This window comes from Pantoea folii (assembly GCF_056678875.1).
In genome coordinates this window covers 1-14,651 of the sequence record NZ_JBWXON010000010.1, presented here as the reverse complement: position 1 = coordinate 14,651, position 14,651 = coordinate 1, and the positions used below count along the sequence as shown (strand labels likewise).

General features: G+C 55.7%; 18 protein-coding genes. 15 read left to right on the top strand and 3 right to left on the bottom strand.

The window, feature by feature from the left end; all coding sequences use genetic code 11:
- The first annotated feature begins 326 nt into the window (after window positions 1-326).
- Window positions 327-947, top strand: coding sequence for a ParA family partition ATPase (parA, locus tag AC1MDE_RS12930; protein ID WP_480344599.1), 621 nt, complete (start codon window positions 327-329; stop codon window positions 945-947).
- Between the two features lie 32 nt (window positions 948-979).
- Complete coding sequence (locus AC1MDE_RS12925; protein WP_480344598.1) at window positions 980-1,216, top strand: plasmid partition protein ParG; 237 nt, start codon at window positions 980-982, stop codon at window positions 1,214-1,216.
- 1,198 nt (window positions 1,217-2,414) lie between these two features.
- Here the strand turns inward: AC1MDE_RS12925 and umuC are convergent.
- Window positions 2,415-3,689, bottom strand: a complete 1,275-nt coding sequence (gene umuC / locus AC1MDE_RS12920; RefSeq protein ID WP_480344738.1) for a translesion error-prone DNA polymerase V subunit UmuC — start codon at window positions 3,687-3,689, stop codon at window positions 2,415-2,417.
- An 8-nt stretch (window positions 3,690-3,697) separates the two neighbouring features.
- The gene (gene umuD / locus AC1MDE_RS12915) at window positions 3,698-4,114 is read right to left on the bottom strand and encodes a translesion error-prone DNA polymerase V autoproteolytic subunit (protein WP_407075079.1); all 417 of its coding nucleotides are present in this window, start codon (window positions 4,112-4,114) and stop codon (window positions 3,698-3,700) included.
- Window positions 4,115-4,606: 492 nt separating this feature from the next.
- Between umuD and AC1MDE_RS12910 the strand changes: the two genes are divergently transcribed.
- Complete coding sequence (locus tag AC1MDE_RS12910; protein ID WP_480344597.1) at window positions 4,607-4,867, top strand: helix-turn-helix transcriptional regulator; 261 nt, start codon at window positions 4,607-4,609, stop codon at window positions 4,865-4,867.
- Window positions 4,868-5,203: 336 nt separating this feature from the next.
- On the opposite strand, the gene AC1MDE_RS12905 is transcribed toward AC1MDE_RS12910, so the two are convergent.
- Window positions 5,204-5,461, bottom strand: coding sequence for an XRE family transcriptional regulator (locus tag AC1MDE_RS12905; RefSeq protein WP_480344596.1), 258 nt, complete (start codon window positions 5,459-5,461; stop codon window positions 5,204-5,206).
- Between the two features lie 691 nt (window positions 5,462-6,152).
- On the opposite strand from AC1MDE_RS12905, the gene AC1MDE_RS12900 reads away from it, so the two are divergent.
- From AC1MDE_RS12900 to AC1MDE_RS12845, 12 genes are all read left to right on the top strand, one after another.
- Window positions 6,153-7,082, top strand: coding sequence for a DUF1281 domain-containing protein (locus AC1MDE_RS12900; protein ID WP_480344595.1), 930 nt, complete (start codon window positions 6,153-6,155; stop codon window positions 7,080-7,082).
- Between the two features lie 34 nt (window positions 7,083-7,116).
- On the top strand, window positions 7,117-7,359 hold the full coding sequence (locus AC1MDE_RS12895; protein WP_346303314.1) for a hypothetical protein: 243 nt from the start codon (window positions 7,117-7,119) through the stop codon (window positions 7,357-7,359).
- Between the two features lie 349 nt (window positions 7,360-7,708).
- Window positions 7,709-8,353 (top strand): DNA methyltransferase, encoded by a 645-nt coding sequence (locus AC1MDE_RS12890; protein ID WP_100701659.1) that lies wholly within the window; start codon window positions 7,709-7,711, stop codon window positions 8,351-8,353.
- A 17-nt stretch (window positions 8,354-8,370) separates the two neighbouring features.
- Window positions 8,371-8,604: a hypothetical protein gene (locus tag AC1MDE_RS12885; protein WP_480344594.1), complete on the top strand. Its 234-nt coding sequence runs from the start codon at window positions 8,371-8,373 to the stop codon at window positions 8,602-8,604.
- 439 nt (window positions 8,605-9,043) lie between these two features.
- Window positions 9,044-9,481 carry an antirestriction protein gene (locus AC1MDE_RS12880; protein WP_480344593.1) on the top strand — a complete coding sequence of 146 codons (438 nt, stop codon included), beginning with the start codon at window positions 9,044-9,046 and terminating at the stop codon, window positions 9,479-9,481.
- A gap of 17 nt (window positions 9,482-9,498) precedes the next feature.
- Complete coding sequence (locus AC1MDE_RS12875) at window positions 9,499-9,942, top strand: DUF1380 family protein (RefSeq protein WP_480344592.1); 444 nt, start codon at window positions 9,499-9,501, stop codon at window positions 9,940-9,942.
- Window positions 9,943-11,119: 1,177 nt separating this feature from the next.
- Entirely contained in the window at window positions 11,120-11,566 is a 447-nt protein-coding gene (gene radC / locus AC1MDE_RS12870) for a RadC family protein (protein ID WP_480344737.1), read from the top strand.
- Window positions 11,567-11,664: 98 nt separating this feature from the next.
- Window positions 11,665-12,111 carry a conjugation system SOS inhibitor PsiB family protein gene (locus tag AC1MDE_RS12865; protein ID WP_480344591.1) on the top strand — a complete coding sequence of 149 codons (447 nt, stop codon included), beginning with the start codon at window positions 11,665-11,667 and terminating at the stop codon, window positions 12,109-12,111.
- A complete protein-coding gene (locus AC1MDE_RS12860; RefSeq protein WP_480344590.1) occupies window positions 12,108-12,857 on the top strand; it encodes a plasmid SOS inhibition protein A in 750 nt (249 codons plus the stop codon). The genes AC1MDE_RS12865 and AC1MDE_RS12860 overlap by 4 nt, the downstream gene beginning before the upstream one ends.
- 70 nt (window positions 12,858-12,927) lie before the next feature.
- Window positions 12,928-13,209 carry a type II toxin-antitoxin system RelE/ParE family toxin gene (locus tag AC1MDE_RS12855; RefSeq protein ID WP_034830883.1) on the top strand — a complete coding sequence of 94 codons (282 nt, stop codon included), beginning with the start codon at window positions 12,928-12,930 and terminating at the stop codon, window positions 13,207-13,209.
- Window positions 13,209-13,526 carry a HigA family addiction module antitoxin gene (locus tag AC1MDE_RS12850; protein ID WP_034830884.1) on the top strand — a complete coding sequence of 106 codons (318 nt, stop codon included), beginning with the start codon at window positions 13,209-13,211 and terminating at the stop codon, window positions 13,524-13,526. The genes AC1MDE_RS12855 and AC1MDE_RS12850 overlap by 1 nt, the downstream gene beginning before the upstream one ends.
- Window positions 13,527-13,655: 129 nt before the next feature.
- The coding region (locus AC1MDE_RS12845; protein WP_480344589.1) for an IS4 family transposase at window positions 13,656-14,651 on the top strand (996 nt) is incomplete at its 3' end.

Genomic DNA, 14,651 nt, shown 5'->3' with positions numbered 1-14,651 from the left:
TCGCACTCTCAGTTGATAATTTCTGACCGTCACCTGTAAGTATCCTCCAAAACAGTCCGTTCAATTAGAGGTCTTACGACATACTGACTAAGCACCGCTGAGGATATTTTTGTACCTGTAATGCCCCCCTCCCCTATCGTATTAACACGAGTTATATCAATTTCTCCTTAGATTTTTTCAATAGTTCCGTTAAACAGAAACATAGACTAATGATTTTTTACTCATTTGAGTAAATGATAAATTGTGTGTTTGATGCTTTACGCTTTTACTCACATGTGGTTTACTCATATGCACTTTCACTCTTATGAGTAAATGAGGTTTTGAGTATGAAGATTATCTCGTTTCTGAATCCTAAAGGCGGCTCTGGTAAAACCACTGCGGCTATCAATGTCAGCTCCTGCTTAGCGAGTGGCGGTAAAAAAGTTGCAGTAGTTGATACCGATCCGCAGATGAGTCTGACAAACTGGAATAGCGCTGGAAAAGCTGCATTTGATGTTTTCACTGCGTCATCTGAGAAAGATGTCTATCAGGTTCGCAAAGAACTCAGTGAGTACGATTACGTCATCATCGACGGAGCTGGCTCACTTTCCGTGATCACGTCAGCTGCGGTCATGGTCAGCGATTTAATTCTGATTCCTGTAACGCCGAGTCCGCTCGATTTTTCTGCAGCAGGTTCAGTTGTCACCGTTCTTGAAGCTCAAGCTTATAATCGCCCTGTTGAGGCGCGATTCCTGATCACACGTAAGATTGAGCAGGCAACCATGTTAGGTGTGCTTAAAGAAAGCATCAGTCAGACTGGAATCAAATCTCTCAAAACAGCGATTACTCAGCGCCAGAGTTACGTTAGATCCGTTCTTGAAGGCGGAAGCGTTTTCGATACCTCGGATAAAGCTGCTCAGGGTGAAATCCAGATCCTTACTAAAGAAATTGTATCTCTTTTTGAGTAATTACTCATATACTCAAATGAAAGGAGACTATTATGGCACTTGAGAAGAAACACTCGTCACCAACGATGACGTTTGGTACGCACAGAGATATCGGAAAAATTATTCCATCCCAGGCAATGCCCCCTGCTTCTGGCAAACAAAAGCGAGTAAACGTTAACTTCGATGAAGATAAGCATACGCGTTTTAAGGCAGCCTGTGCCAAGAGAGGCATCAGTATCACGGACGTGCTCAGTAGCCTCGTAGACGACTGGTTGAAGGAGAATGAGTAAATACTCCTTTGAGTATTTACTTGTCTGCTCTCATTTAATGTTCGCTCGGCTGTAAACACGTGCGCATTTAACACCTGTATTAATACTCATTTGAAACTTTGCACAAATACTCAAATGAGTATTTGTGGGTTGAGTACCCTAAATTTATGGTTTTGTTCAGTTCACACTTCCACTAACAAAAAAGTCATCTTTGCGCACTTTTCCCTGCATGCCCAGCAAAGCAAATCTTGAAGATGTGTTAAGTTACTCAATCACTCAATCACTCAATCACACATTTACTCAAATGAGTAAATGTGTATTTAATTTTATGCTCATCTGATCATTTGTGTTTTGGAGATAAGTGGTTCGCGCTATTGAATGATTTTGAGTTTACTCAAATGAGTAAAAACTTAATTAAGTTAATACTCATTTGTGTGAAGGGCTTGTACTACACTCGATTTAATAACTTATGGGTAGCTCAATATTTCGCACAGCTGAGATATCTGCTGTGCGGGCGAAAGGATTACACACTTCCTAAGATCTTGTGTTGTGTATGAGTATTAAAATTGAGTCAATACTCATTTGAAACTTTGCACAAATACTCAAATGAGTATTTGAGGGGTTGAGTAACCTAACTTTCTGGTTTTGTTCAGTTTACACTTCTACAGCCAAAAAATCACCCCTGCGCCTTTCCTTGCATGCCCAGCAAAGCAAATCTCGAAGATGTGTTAAATTACTCAATCACTCAAATGAGTAAATGCGTGTTTAATTTTATGCTCATTTGCTCATTTGCTCATTTGCTTTTTGGAGACAAGTGGGTCGCGCTATTGAATGATTATAATTTTACTCAAATGAGTAAAAACTCAGTTGAGTTAATACTCATTTGTGTGAGGGGCTTCTACTACACTCGATTTTAGAACTTATGGATAGCTCAATATTTAGTACACCTGAGATATCTGCTGTGCGGGCGAAAGGATTGAACCCTGCCCAAGAGCTTGTGTTGTTTATATGTATCATTTTTGAGTAAATGCACATCTGAGTAAATGTATCCCTCAGTTTTAAGGTACAAACTTCTGTTTATTCGACAGTTGAACGCCTGACCTTTTACTCATTTGCAACTATACCCATTTGAGTATTTACTCATGTACTTAAATGAGTTTGCTATTTTCAGTTACCGCCAAATCAGTGGGGGAGGGCATGCTGAGTATTAATTCTCAAGTCAGCATACCTTCGCAACCGGGATGTCTTTCCAGTTGGTTGTCCAGGCTGGACTCAACATCTGACGTTTCATCTTCCATTCAGTATTTATGCCCTGACCTGCAAACCACAAATTTCCAAGCCCTGACTGGTTAATCCCGTCCAGGACCTTCATGAGCTTCGCGCTGTTTGGTCGGGGGCCGTTCTCATCGAACAGGTTCAGCTGACTGACGCCATTGGGTGTAAAGTCATCGAGCATAATGCCCGCTTTCATGTAGCGCCGGCCTTCCCGCCAGATGCGATCAAGCGAGCGCATTGCTACTGCGATTACATCCCGGGTGTCCTGCGTCGGGACGCTGAGGTTTTCACCGGCGCTGTTACCGTAAAAGACTTCACCGGGTGCGTGCGGTGAAGTTCGAATAAAAATACCCACTCGTCTACAAAACTGACGTTCACCCCGTAGCTTTTCGGATGCACGCGTCGCGTACTGACACAGAGCCTGTTGCATTGCTACTTTTGACGTAATGCGCTCGCCGAACGATCGTGAACACACAATCTGCTGTTTCGCGGGCGCAAACTCTTCGAGCGGAATGCAGGATTCGCCATTGAGTTCGCGTACGGTACGTTCCAGCACCACACTGAAGTTTTTGCGAATGAGGGCAGGGTGCGCGCGCGATAACTGCAGGGCATTTTCGATGCCCATAATGTTTAACTTTTTAGCGATACGCCGTCCAACGCCCCAGATCTCCTCAACCGGCTGGTTAAGCAGAAGCGTGGCGGTGCGTTTAGGGTTTCCTGGTGTCAGGGCCAGTACGCCCCTGAACTGTTTCCACTCTTTGCTGGCCCATTGTGCGCTTTTGGCCAGCGTTTTAGTGGGACCCATACCAACGCCGACTGTCAGTCCGGTCGTGGCCATCACGTGCGTTCGCAGGCGTCTACCGAAGTGCTCAAAGTCCTCGCACCCGTCAATGCCGGTCAAATCAAGGAACATCTCATCAATGGAATACTGCTCGACTTTAGGCGTCAGCTCTTCAAGCGCCGTCATGACCCTCTGCGACATGCTGTGGTATAGCGCATAATTACTGCTGAAGACGTGTACGCGTTCTGTAAAATCCTGCGTCTTTATCTGGAACCACGGCGCACCCATTTTAATGCCAAGCTTTTTGGCACCGGCGCTGCGTGCGATCACGCAGCCGTCGTTATTCGAAAGCACCACAACGGGTTTACCGCGCAGGTCCGGACGAAACAGCGCCTCACAGCTGGCGTAAAACGAGTTCACGTCTGCCAGGCCAAACATAGGCATCGTTACCTCCGGCGCGCACGCGTGCTGTTGAACCACCAGGTGACCACGCCGAGCAGCTGCAGCTCTTCCGGATAAATCACCGGGTAGGCCGGATTCATGGGCAGCAGCGCGAGCCGGGGCTGCAGCTGCAGGCGTTTAACCGTAAATTCACCTTCCACCTCAGCGATGACAATGTCACCGTGCGACGCCTCCTCGGCCCGGTCAACCACCATGACGTCGCCGTCATAAAGCCCAAGGCCCTCCATGCTGCTGCCGCTGGCGCGCACGAAGAACGTAGAGGCGCGCCTGCGGATGCAGAGCTCATTCAGGTCCAGCTCTTTTTCGACATAATCGGCGGCGGGTGAGGGGAATCCCGCCGCACACGGCTCGGCATAAAGTGGCACGCGTACCCGCGGTGTGAAAACGGGTAGCCAGAGCAGCGTCAGGCCAGGTGCGTATTCCGCGGGTTTCACGACTGCGGCCCTCTGCAGAGCGCTGCCGGAACAATTGAAATCAGCATGATATGACACATAAATCCTCCTCTTAAATATACTGTTTATATGTACAGTATTAATGAGGCTGAATTCTGTGACAAGTGAGACTTTGCAATGAACCGGTTCCCAGCCACTCAGTGCATTGAGAGATAATGAAATATTTTCGTTATCCTGACGGATGAAAAGCGCAGCGCCAGCTATAGTTATCTCGCAAGCTCGGTGTCAGGATGACGCCACACTGGTTCCAGATGGCCCGGATTTATTCCGGGCCTTTCTGTTTCTGCAGCCTGCTATCCCACTTTCGCCACACCTTAATCTCACCTCTGTCCCCCGGTGTGAGTTTTGCAGCGGATTTCTCACAATAAATGGTACAGATCTTGTGCAGCTGCCGATGTCCTCTTATGCTCGGGCTATCACCTTCACGGACTCCGAGGCTATATGGATGGCCGCACCTCGCCCGGCCGCTTTCTCGCTTACCTGCTCGCTGAACATGACATGACGGTAAAATCACTTTGCCTGAAATCCGGTCTGGCACAGCGGGATGTCTGGTCACTGCTGTGCGATCGTAAGCCGGTGACGCCGGCCATGGCAGAAAAGCTCGGGCGCGTGTTTTACTCGCCCGGATTCTGGAGCATCAGGCAGGCCATGTGGCAGCTGTGGCGGGAGGGTGTTCCGTTGCCCGGAGACCGCGATACCTGAACGCGGTGAGTGTGCTAAATTTTCCAGTGCCGGTACGGAATTTCTCACCCCGATTTCACCAGGGGGTTAATAAACTGTAACCGTACCGGCACCTCGCCCTGTTAAATCAGACGCTTCCCGGCAAATAAAAACGCGTCGGGCGCTATGCTTATCGCGTGTGTTATTCCTCGTGCCAACACCAGTGTGACGTATTGCAATAGCTGACATGCTCTCAGGATCCAACATCGCCGGCCTCAGACCGGAAGTGCTCACTCCTGTTGCTCCCGGGCCACTCGCCCGGGATTTTTTTATCCGCTGTTTCCTGTTCTTCATCCGCGGTCAGTTCACGCCGCCCGGTCAGACTTCCTTACTGACGCTTTCCGTCATCTCGCCGAGGAGCTGCAGCAGACGTTCTGCGCTCAGCTGCTGAGATCTGAGTGCAGGCATCATCCCGGTAAGTGAAAGCGTCACCGTTGCCGGGGCCACCGAACGTTTAATCTCTTCTGCATTTTCATAGCTTTTGTACGTACGCAGGCTCACGCCTAGCTCTGCCGCCGCGCGCTCCCGACTCCAGAGCATACTTCTGCGCCACAGCCTCAGATACCATCCTGTCATGTGATATCCTTTTAAATATCTGAAAAAAGTGCAATTACTGCACTTTTCCATTATGCCAAAATTATGGTGTTTCACTGTCCCGATGACCGTCAGGAAAACCTGATATTTACCGTCATGCGCGAAGTGTGCGTGAAAGCAGCGTGCCGGACATTCCCGCGATGCCGGCACTCAGGCAGACCGCTTTGAGCAGCAGGAGGGTCGACTCTTCTGAGCCCGAATAACAGTATGCTGCACTGCCCGAACTCAGGGACAGTAGGTATGCCCACGCATGATATGCGACGCGAACATATCCCCTGAGTGCGAGACCGGTGAGTTCTCTCATCATCATAGTCGGCGGGGTTACTTTTTAAGCAAAAAAGCTGACTTCCCTGCGCCGTGCCAGTGACGGACGTCGCTCCGCTCCGCTTCTTTCAGGCGTCTTTGCTTCGCCGGACGCCTCTCAGGCTTCTGCTTTCCAGCGCCGGTTCAGTTCCAGAAAACCGCACCGTGCCTTCACCTTAGCCGGGCAGCCTCGCCAACAAGGGAAGCTGCGCCGACATACTCACCCGTTCCCCGCCGTGCGCGGGACATTCAGTCCGCTCCGGCGGCGCGTGCGGCTTGCGTTGTCGCCCCTGTTTGCTCAGCTGTTTGCCCGGCTTCCGTGGCGGCACGGTGCAGATGGCACCGTGCAACCCTTAACGGAGGAGTCGACATGCCGAACTGGTGTGCCAACAGGCTGCGGGTCACAGGCCCGGCAGAGGAAGTATCGAAGGTGAAGGCGCTGATGGAAGGGGGCGCTGGCGCGCCCGGATACGTGCGGGCTGCGGGGGAGGGGATTCAGCTTTTTCTGGCGGGCTGCGCCGGGCTGCTGCGGCCGACGACCGTAACCGAATATGCGCCCTATCCGGCACTGACCGTGACGGCGGGCAGCGACACGCCGGAAAACCGCGCGTTTACGCAGTGGCTGGAACTGCTGCGCAGCGGCGCGGTGTTGACGCCGGAGACCTGCGAGCGGCTGCACGCATTGTGGCTGGCCAGCGGTCTGCAGTACATGACGTGGGTGTCCCTGACCGGAGAGCAGCAGGCGGCGATTAGCGCGCTGTGGGAGAAAAAGAAGGGTGACTGGCACTGGACAATCAGCGGGCAGGCAGTGACTGACAAATGGGACGGACTCTGCCTTGAAGAGGCGCTTCCCCTCCGAACCCTGCCTTTCGACATGCTGCAGCTGCTCCCGCCGCGCCTCGATGCTGAAATCAACGGCTATAACGGCCGCCTGCTTGAAGGCGTCCCCGACGGATTTACGGACACCGTCGACCGCTGCGGCACGAAGTGGCCACACGCGCACGACCTTAACCTGTCGTATTCCGGCGAAACAGTATTTAACGCCGACTTTGATACGCCCTGGTCGCCACCCTCACCTGAGGTAATGTGCGCCCTTACCGCACGTTACGGCGTCACCGCTGAGCACTGGTATGCCGAAGCCGGCTGCGACTACTGCGGATGGGCGACCTACTCAGGCGGCCTTCAGCTGGATGAGCGCTGCGAGACGCTGGAATGGAGCGAGGAAGCGGATGAGGACGGGTACCGGGACGTGACCGGCCCGGAGTGGATTATCGATAACGTGCCCAGCTACGGCGGCTGAACCGGAGGCGGCGGGGCGACCCGCCGGATAAGCGATGAGAGCAATGACCGTACGGGAATTCAGGGCGCGGCTGGCCGCAGTCGGCGATGACGAGCTGTGCTGCGGCACCTTCTGGCTGGCAGAGGACTTTCTGGGCATTAACCCGGCCATGACGCCGGATGAGATTGCGGCGGCCATGGAGTATGCCGAAGACCATCATGATGCAAACGAGGGATTTAACTGGTGGCATCTGGAGATGGCCATCGATGCTGTCTTGCTGGAGAAGGGAGGGGCATAGCGCTGCCCGGTATGCAGCTGCAGATCCTCTGATGTCGCCGGTCACGGCGGCATCACTTCAGGAATGAAAAAAGGTTGTCGCTGCGCTCCGCTTTCATGCCGTGTTCCGTCCTGCGGCCGGAAGACGGCGGGCGTAAAGTGCCGTGCCCTCACGGTAGCCGGGCGGCCTCGCAAACAAGGTAAGCTGTCGCCGCCATCCTCACCCGTTCCCCGCCGTGCGCGGGACATTCAGTCCGCTCCGGCGGCGCGTGCGGCTTCCGGTGTCGCCCCCGTTTGCTCTGCTGTTCGCCCGTCTGTGTGGAGGTCACGGCACCACTACCGGTGCCCCCTTCATACACAGGAGCATCACTATGTCTCGATTCATGCACGGCGACAGCGTACAGGTTATGGGCGGATTTCCGGACAAGAGCATTGATTTCATCCTCACCGATCCGCCGTACCTCGTCGGCTTTAAGGACCGTTCCGGCCGTTCGATTGCCAACGACGTGAACAGCGAGTGGGTCCAGCCGGCGAGCAACGAAATGTTCCGGGTGCTGAAAGACAACAGCCTGGCGGTGAGCTTCTACGGCTGGAACCGGATAGACATTTTTATGCAGGCGTGGAAGGCGGCCGGCTTCCGCGTGGTGGGCCACATCGTATTTACCAAGCCTTACGCCTCAAAATCGGCCTTCGTCGGCTACCAGCACGAAAGCGCCTACGTGCTGGCCAAAGGGCGCCCGGCGCTGCCGGCGAAGCCGCTGCCGGATGTGATGCCGTGGGAGTACACCGGCAACCGCCATCACCCGACCGAAAAGCCGGTCAGCGCCCTGCGGCCGCTGATTGAGACCTTCACACAGCCCGGCGCCATTGTTCTGGACCCGTTTGCAGGTTCCGGCTCGACCTGCGTGGCCGCCCAGGAGTGCGGCCGCCGCTGGATTGGTATCGAGCTGATGGAACAGTACCACGCGGCCGGCCTGCGCCGCCTGTATGCCCACCGCGACGCCCGCGCGGCCTGATGAACTGAGAGAACACGATGAACGATCACACTATGCACCCTGATAACGATACCCTGGCGGCCGACGTGGCCGACCTGGAAGAGTCGCTGTACGAATTTCATCTGCGCCTGCGCGACATGATTGCGCGCCACCTCTGGCAGGGCGCCAGCCGCGAGCAGCGCATGGCCGGCCTGCTGATTGAGGGGATCGATAATGACCTGGTTGAACTGTTCCGCCGCGCGGCCGTGATACAGAAACACCTGAGGGCGTGACTGGTTGAAAATCGAACAGCGCTCTGCACCCCTGCCGGCGCACGGCAGGGCCAGTTTTATCCACAGGGTTCCGGGGCGGATATGCACCCCGGATGTGGACAAGACAATAGGGATGTTGCTGCGCGCCTCATTGATGCCGCCTGCGGCGGGGGAATAAAAACCGTGCGGTCTGCGGCCTGTGCCGTGACTTCACTTTAGCCCGGCCGCTGCGTGTTCAAGAGGCGCAAGCTCGTCTCCTCCCCCGTTCGCACTCTCTCTGGCGCGCTTACTCCCGTCGCGCCTCCGCTCATGCTTCGCGTCTGCGCCGTCCGTAATCCCGCCTCCGTTCGCTTGCGCTGCGGCCTCGTCACCGCTCCTGAACACTCCGCTTTTCGCCGGGCTGTCATTCAGTCACGGCACAGGCCGGAACTGTTACCCACCCTGACTGCGGAGATTTCTGATGAATACTGCCACCCCTGCTTTTGAGTCCGCGCGCGTCCTTGACGGCTACGTGCGCCTGCGTTTCCTGCCCGCGCTGTTCGGCGACGATTTCATGCGCGCCGAAAACAACGTGTACCTGTACGCCGATCGTTACCTTACGGACTACGACGGCGGCGTGTGGGACTTCGCGCAGCTGCCTTCCGGCGGTGGCTTCATGAAGCCCGCAGCGGAGGAAACCTGGCGTTTCGTTAACCCGGCAAACCACAGCGATGTGCGCCTGAGCAGCGAGGCGGCGGGCATCGTGATCACCTCACTGGTGCTGAACCACCGCAGCTGGATGTATGACCGCCACGATGACACAGAGTTGTGCGCGCTGTACTGCCGCCGTCACCGCCAACTGACCGACTACGCCTTTGCCCACCCCGAAGCCGCAGCGATTTTTGCCGCGCTGGACTGATTAATCCACGGGGCGTCATGGCCGCCCCGTTAACAGGAGAAAAATACATGATGCACGGCAGCGTTATCGATGTTTGCAAAAATCTGACCGATGATTTCGGCAATGAGCAGTCAGTCGCCGTTCTGGTCTGGACAAAAGCCGATGTGATGAACTGTGGCGAATGTATGGATATGACGGAGGACGAGGCGGACAGGGTGCTCAGCGCCATTGGGGATGAGGGGTATCACTTTGAATACGGTATAGGCCAGGACCGTGTCCGCGAAATGCTGAACAACCTGCGCGATGAGGAGGAGCAGGCGCGGGAGGTCAGCGTGCCCGTAATTGCGCTGACTCATATTTTGCGGGTTGCGGGTGATTTTATGCGGCTTGAAGATGCGCAGAACGGCGAGGGGAGCGCAAAGCGGTTTTTCCCGCAGGAGCTTGAAGCCATCAGAAAAGTGATGGACGCGCTGAAGGGTTAACCGGGGCGGGCACGGAAGCCCGGATAACTAGAAAAAAAAGCCCCGTGACAGGGGCGCTTCATAACGGAACCGGAACGTCGGCAACGGCTACGGGTTAATCCTTAACCAGAAAGAAGAAAGGCAGTGCTCTATGTCCGTCTGAATTATAGCGCTTTTTTTCGTTTCGTATGGTGCCCCGGTAAAGGCGAAAAACCTCTGCCGCCTTCGCGGCGGCCCCGGTTCCCGCGCCTGCGGCGCCGGTCTCGGTGGCCTTATTCGAATTCCTGGCCAGTCTGTTTACTGCGGAACCTTAACAGAGAGTGATGGCACATTATTTGTTATTAAATTCAATTGCATACATTTTTTCATGCTTGTGATAATTCGTAACTATCCCGAATTTTTTCAGCGTGACAGGCAAGTACTTCTGGAGTCAAACCAGCGCCGGCTCGGGCAGAATCACTGAAAACACACTCAAAATATGAACAAACTTCCGGGACATGGCCCCCTTCGGCTTCCCGGCAAGCCGGGTCGTCGAGCCCTACTGCGCTAACCGGCAAAGCCGGTAAGCTCCGCCGGAACGCGAAGGGCCGCGCTCCGTGCCTGACGGCTAGGGTCTGATGGCTGAGGTCAACGGCTGCTGCCGGCTTCGCCGTCGCGTTCACCGTCCCGGCAAAAAACCGCCGGGCCTTCAAGGCCAGCCCGCGGGGCGGTCTGCAACGTCCCTTCTGACGCTCCTCTGCATTCCGGCCAGCCCTTGCGCGGAGGGCTGGTCGTAGCACCGCCGGTTCAGGCAAAAAGGGGTGAAGTGCACGCCGCCAGAAACTTTTCGCCAAGGGCCGCAAAAACTTTTTGTCGTCGCCCCTTTATGCCCTCACTTCGTCGTTGCTCCTTTGCCCTTTGCCGCGAAAGGCCAGACCGGAAAGAAGAAACCCGCGTCAGAGAAGGTCTTTTTCGGGTCCGCAGCGCGTGCTGCACCCACTCAGCCGGATTAAGGAGCGATACCATGCAAAACACTCTCGTTAACATTACCCCCAATGCGACCACTGACCGTGCGCCGGTCGAGAAGAAGATCCGCAAAAAAAAGTCAGACAACAACGATACGGCGTCTGAATCGACAGCACCACGGGTTGCAAACCTCAGTGATAACGTTCGCTTTTTAACCCGCCTGCAGATTTGTGATGCGCAGGGAAATTACGTGATGGCCACGGAGAGCCAAATCCTCGAGGAGGCCGTGCGCGCCATCGATCACCGTTACCCGACCGGCACAAGCTTTACCTCACCTGAGATATCTGAAGAGTTCTTCAGGGCGAAGCTTGCCGGGCTCGGGCGGGAAGTGTTCGCGGTCGCTTTTCTGAATAACCAGAATCAGTTGCTGGCTTACGAAGAACTGTTTCAGGGATCTATTTCAAGTGTGGAGATTCACCCCCGTGAGGTGGTTTACCGGGCGCTGCAACTGAACGCCGCCGCGGTGATTGTGAGTCATAACCACCCGTCATTCAAAACAGAACCCTCCCGGGCTGACATTACGGTGACCGTACGGCTAAAGAAAGCGCTTGAACTGGTCGCGGTGCGACTTCTTGACCACATCATTGTTGCGGGGAACAGAACGGAATCGCTGGCTGAGCAGGGACATCTCCTCGGGTAACCCGGGACTGTGAGCCAGGGCAGGGGAGACCCTGCCGGACACCGCACCGGCCCGCCAAACGGGCCGGAAAACCGAACCCCGAGACAGAGCAGAACATCATGACCCAGGAAGAAAAATTCACGCTTAACACCCTGCAGGCCTTCACCGGCTGCGATTTTGAAGCCTACCGCAACCGGGGCGAAGCGTTTCGCCAGCGCCTGAGCGGTGCCGTGCTGAACGCGCTGCAGCTGCCGGACAGCTGGCGCACAGACTGCGAGATGCGCGGCGAGTGGGGCGGAGCCTATCCCGTACACCTGCGGCTGACCCGCGCCGATGCCGCCGGGCTTGCCGTCGAGCTGCTCAGCCCTTCGGCTGATTCGCCGCTGTGGTGTGCGGTGCTGACGGATGCGCGCACCCGGTCGCGCGTCCCGCTGAGCGCTGGCTATCGCTTTGAACCTGAGACGCTTCGCTCCACGCTTAAAAAAATCGCAGAGTACACGCGGGCGGGCTTCACCGGTGCCGGTGAGCTGGTCGCCGCGCTTCGGATGGGAGGGCACGCCGCATGATCCCGAAATCACTCTCTCTGGTCACCCTGCTGCCGGAACGTCAGGCCGCCCTGCAGGCTATCGCGGCGGTCGAGCACGCGCAGCAGCGGGGGGCGCGGCTGGCCCGCCATCCCTACGCCGCCGCGTTTATGAAGCAGCTGAGCGGCAGGAGCCGCGTCAGCGTCCAGGCACTGAACCGCATCCGGGGCATTTACCTGCGCCCGCGCGAAAAGCGCGCGCCGCTGCCGGAGTGGGAAGGCGCGCTGGAGATGTTCCTCAGCACGGCGGGGGAGGTGTGCCCGCTGCCGCTGCCGGGCGAACTGGCCACCACGCTGTTTCCGGAGGCCGTTTTCCGCCGGGCAGAACGTGCAAAACACGCTGCAGATAAGTCCGTCAGCCACGCGTCGCGGCGGGAACGGCAGGCCGCTGACTATCAGGAACGCCAGATGGAGAACCGCATCCGTCAGGCTGAAACCGAGCTGGCATTTCGCACGCCGGAGACCCTGCGCAGCTGGTTCGCCGCCTGGTGTGACAGCGTGCCGGAAAACGATCTGAAGAACATGATCGCCGCGTGGGCGCGGCGCTTTCCGTCGCTGAACGGCCTGGAAACCCTGCAGCCGTATGCCGGAGACGTTGCCTGTGAAGTGGCGGGAGAAATTCACCTGCGATCGCTGCACATGGACAGCGCCCAGAAGGGCATGAACCGCTGGCTGGTGCCAAACAAGCTGACGGCCATGAACACCCTTTCTCAGGGCGATGAAAAATAACAGCACAGAGCGTTTCGCGTGACGAAACATATGGTATACTGTTTCTCAACAGGAAACGCGGAGCCGAAAAGTGATTAAAAGCTGGAAGCACAAAGGATTACAGAAGCTGTTTGAGAAAGGTGATATCAGCGGCGTACAGGCAAAGGACGCGGAACGCATCCGGCTTCGCCTGCTGGTCATTGATGAGGCGCTTTCCACGGATGAATTCAGGAACTATCCGGGCTTTCGTTTTCACCCCCTGAAGGGCGACAGGAAAAACCTGTTTTCCATCACGGTCAGGGCTAACTGGCGCATTACCTTCGAATTCACGGACGGTGATGCCTATATTCTCAACCTGGAGGACTACCACTGATGGCCATGTTCAATCCCCCGCATCCGGGCGGCCTGATCACCGAGTACATTGAAGATAATAACATCGGCCTGCGCGTGCTGGCGAAAGAGCTGGGCGTGTCAGCAGCGGCGCTGAGTAAGGTCGCCAGCGGTAAGGCGTCGGTCAGCCCGGAAATGGCGGTGCGGCTGGAGGCGGGGCTGGGCATTGCGGCGCGCCTCTGGTTATCCATGCAGGCCGCCTGCGACCTGCACAAAGCGCGTGCCACCACAGACGTTTCCGGCGTGCACCTGCATCCGGGCGTGCTGGCCGCTTCCGCCCAGGATCGGCCCGGCAAGTAGCCCTGCGAAAGATAACTTTATACCGCGCCGTCAGGCGTAATGCCGATCAGTTAAGACAAAAATGATCGGTTGAACGATCCGGCAGTTCTGCAAAAATCCGTAATCTCTCAGGGATTACGGATTTTTTTTATGCTTCTCAGTCAGGCTCTCGATATCGTTCATCACTTTACGCCTCAGGAATTCTCGACGCTTTCTGATCTCCTTTCTCCTGAGCTCATTGATGAGTGTCTTGCTGATACCGGCACAGTGACGTTACGAAAGCGCCGGTTATCGATGGAAATGATGGTCTGGGCTGTGACCGGCATGGCACTTTTTCGCTCCCATTCGATGACCCAGCTCGTCTCACACCTGGATATCCTTCTGCCGGGGAAAAGGCCCTTTGTTGCGCCCAGCGCGGTTGTGCAGGCCCGACAGCGATTTGGAGAAGATGTTATCCGGTTAATGTTTGAGAAAACGCAGCGCCTGTGGTTTGAAAAGACACCGCTGTCGCACTGGAACGGACTGACTCTGATGGCGGTGGATGGCACCGTATGGCGCACCCCTGACACACCAGAGAATGATGCCGCCTTCGGGCGAACGGCCAATATTAATAAGCGCTCTGAGTGGCCGCAGGTGCGCATGGTCTGTCAGATGGAAGTCACCAGTCACCTGCTGTCAGCAGCAGCGTTCGACAGCGTCTCAGCTGCCGGCGAAGCCGAACTTGCCGCTCAGCTTATCCCACAGACCCCCGACCACTCTCTGACCCTCTTTGATAAAGGTTTTTATGCGCTGGGTCTGCTGCACGCCTGGCAGTCAGCGGGAACGGAAAGACACTGGATGCTGCCGCTGCGCAAAGGAGCACAGTACCGTGTAATCCGTAGCTTAGGGGCCGGGCAGGAGTTGGTGGAATTACAGCTGTCGCCGCAGGCGAAGAAAAAATGGCAGGGTGCTGCGGACACGCTGACGGCAAGGCTTATCAGCAAAGAACTCAACGGAAAAAAGGTTCAAATCCTGACATCCATGTGCGACCCCCTGAGGTATCCCAAAGCAGATGTCGTGGATTTATACGGCCATCGCTGGGAAATAGAGCATGGGTTCCGCGAGATGAAACAACACCTGCTGAATAATGAGCTGACGCTGAGAAGC

Bases quoted from the DNA above. Each gene is read 5' to 3' on its own strand.
- radC (WP_480344737.1), top strand. From the start codon at position 11,120: ATGGCCACGGAGAGCCAAATCCTCGAGGAGGCCGTGCGCGCCATCGAT.
- AC1MDE_RS12905 (WP_480344596.1), bottom strand. From the start codon at position 5,461: ATGACAGGATGGTATCTGAGGCTGTGGCGCAGAAGTATGCTCTGGAGT.
- AC1MDE_RS12900 (WP_480344595.1), top strand. From the start codon at position 6,153: ATGCCGAACTGGTGTGCCAACAGGCTGCGGGTCACAGGCCCGGCAGAG.
- AC1MDE_RS12885 (WP_480344594.1), top strand. From the start codon at position 8,371: ATGAACGATCACACTATGCACCCTGATAACGATACCCTGGCGGCCGAC.
- AC1MDE_RS12880 (WP_480344593.1), top strand. From the start codon at position 9,044: ATGAATACTGCCACCCCTGCTTTTGAGTCCGCGCGCGTCCTTGACGGC.
- AC1MDE_RS12860 (WP_480344590.1), top strand. From the start codon at position 12,108: ATGATCCCGAAATCACTCTCTCTGGTCACCCTGCTGCCGGAACGTCAG.
- parA (WP_480344599.1), top strand. From the start codon at position 327: ATGAAGATTATCTCGTTTCTGAATCCTAAAGGCGGCTCTGGTAAAACC.
- AC1MDE_RS12910 (WP_480344597.1), top strand. From the start codon at position 4,607: ATGGATGGCCGCACCTCGCCCGGCCGCTTTCTCGCTTACCTGCTCGCT.
- AC1MDE_RS12875 (WP_480344592.1), top strand. From the start codon at position 9,499: ATGGCCGCCCCGTTAACAGGAGAAAAATACATGATGCACGGCAGCGTT.
- umuC (WP_480344738.1), bottom strand. From the start codon at position 3,689: ATGTTTGGCCTGGCAGACGTGAACTCGTTTTACGCCAGCTGTGAGGCG.
- AC1MDE_RS12925 (WP_480344598.1), top strand. From the start codon at position 980: ATGGCACTTGAGAAGAAACACTCGTCACCAACGATGACGTTTGGTACG.
- AC1MDE_RS12865 (WP_480344591.1), top strand. From the start codon at position 11,665: ATGACCCAGGAAGAAAAATTCACGCTTAACACCCTGCAGGCCTTCACC.
- AC1MDE_RS12895 (WP_346303314.1), top strand. From the start codon at position 7,117: ATGAGAGCAATGACCGTACGGGAATTCAGGGCGCGGCTGGCCGCAGTC.
- AC1MDE_RS12890 (WP_100701659.1), top strand. From the start codon at position 7,709: ATGTCTCGATTCATGCACGGCGACAGCGTACAGGTTATGGGCGGATTT.
- AC1MDE_RS12850 (WP_034830884.1), top strand. From the start codon at position 13,209: ATGGCCATGTTCAATCCCCCGCATCCGGGCGGCCTGATCACCGAGTAC.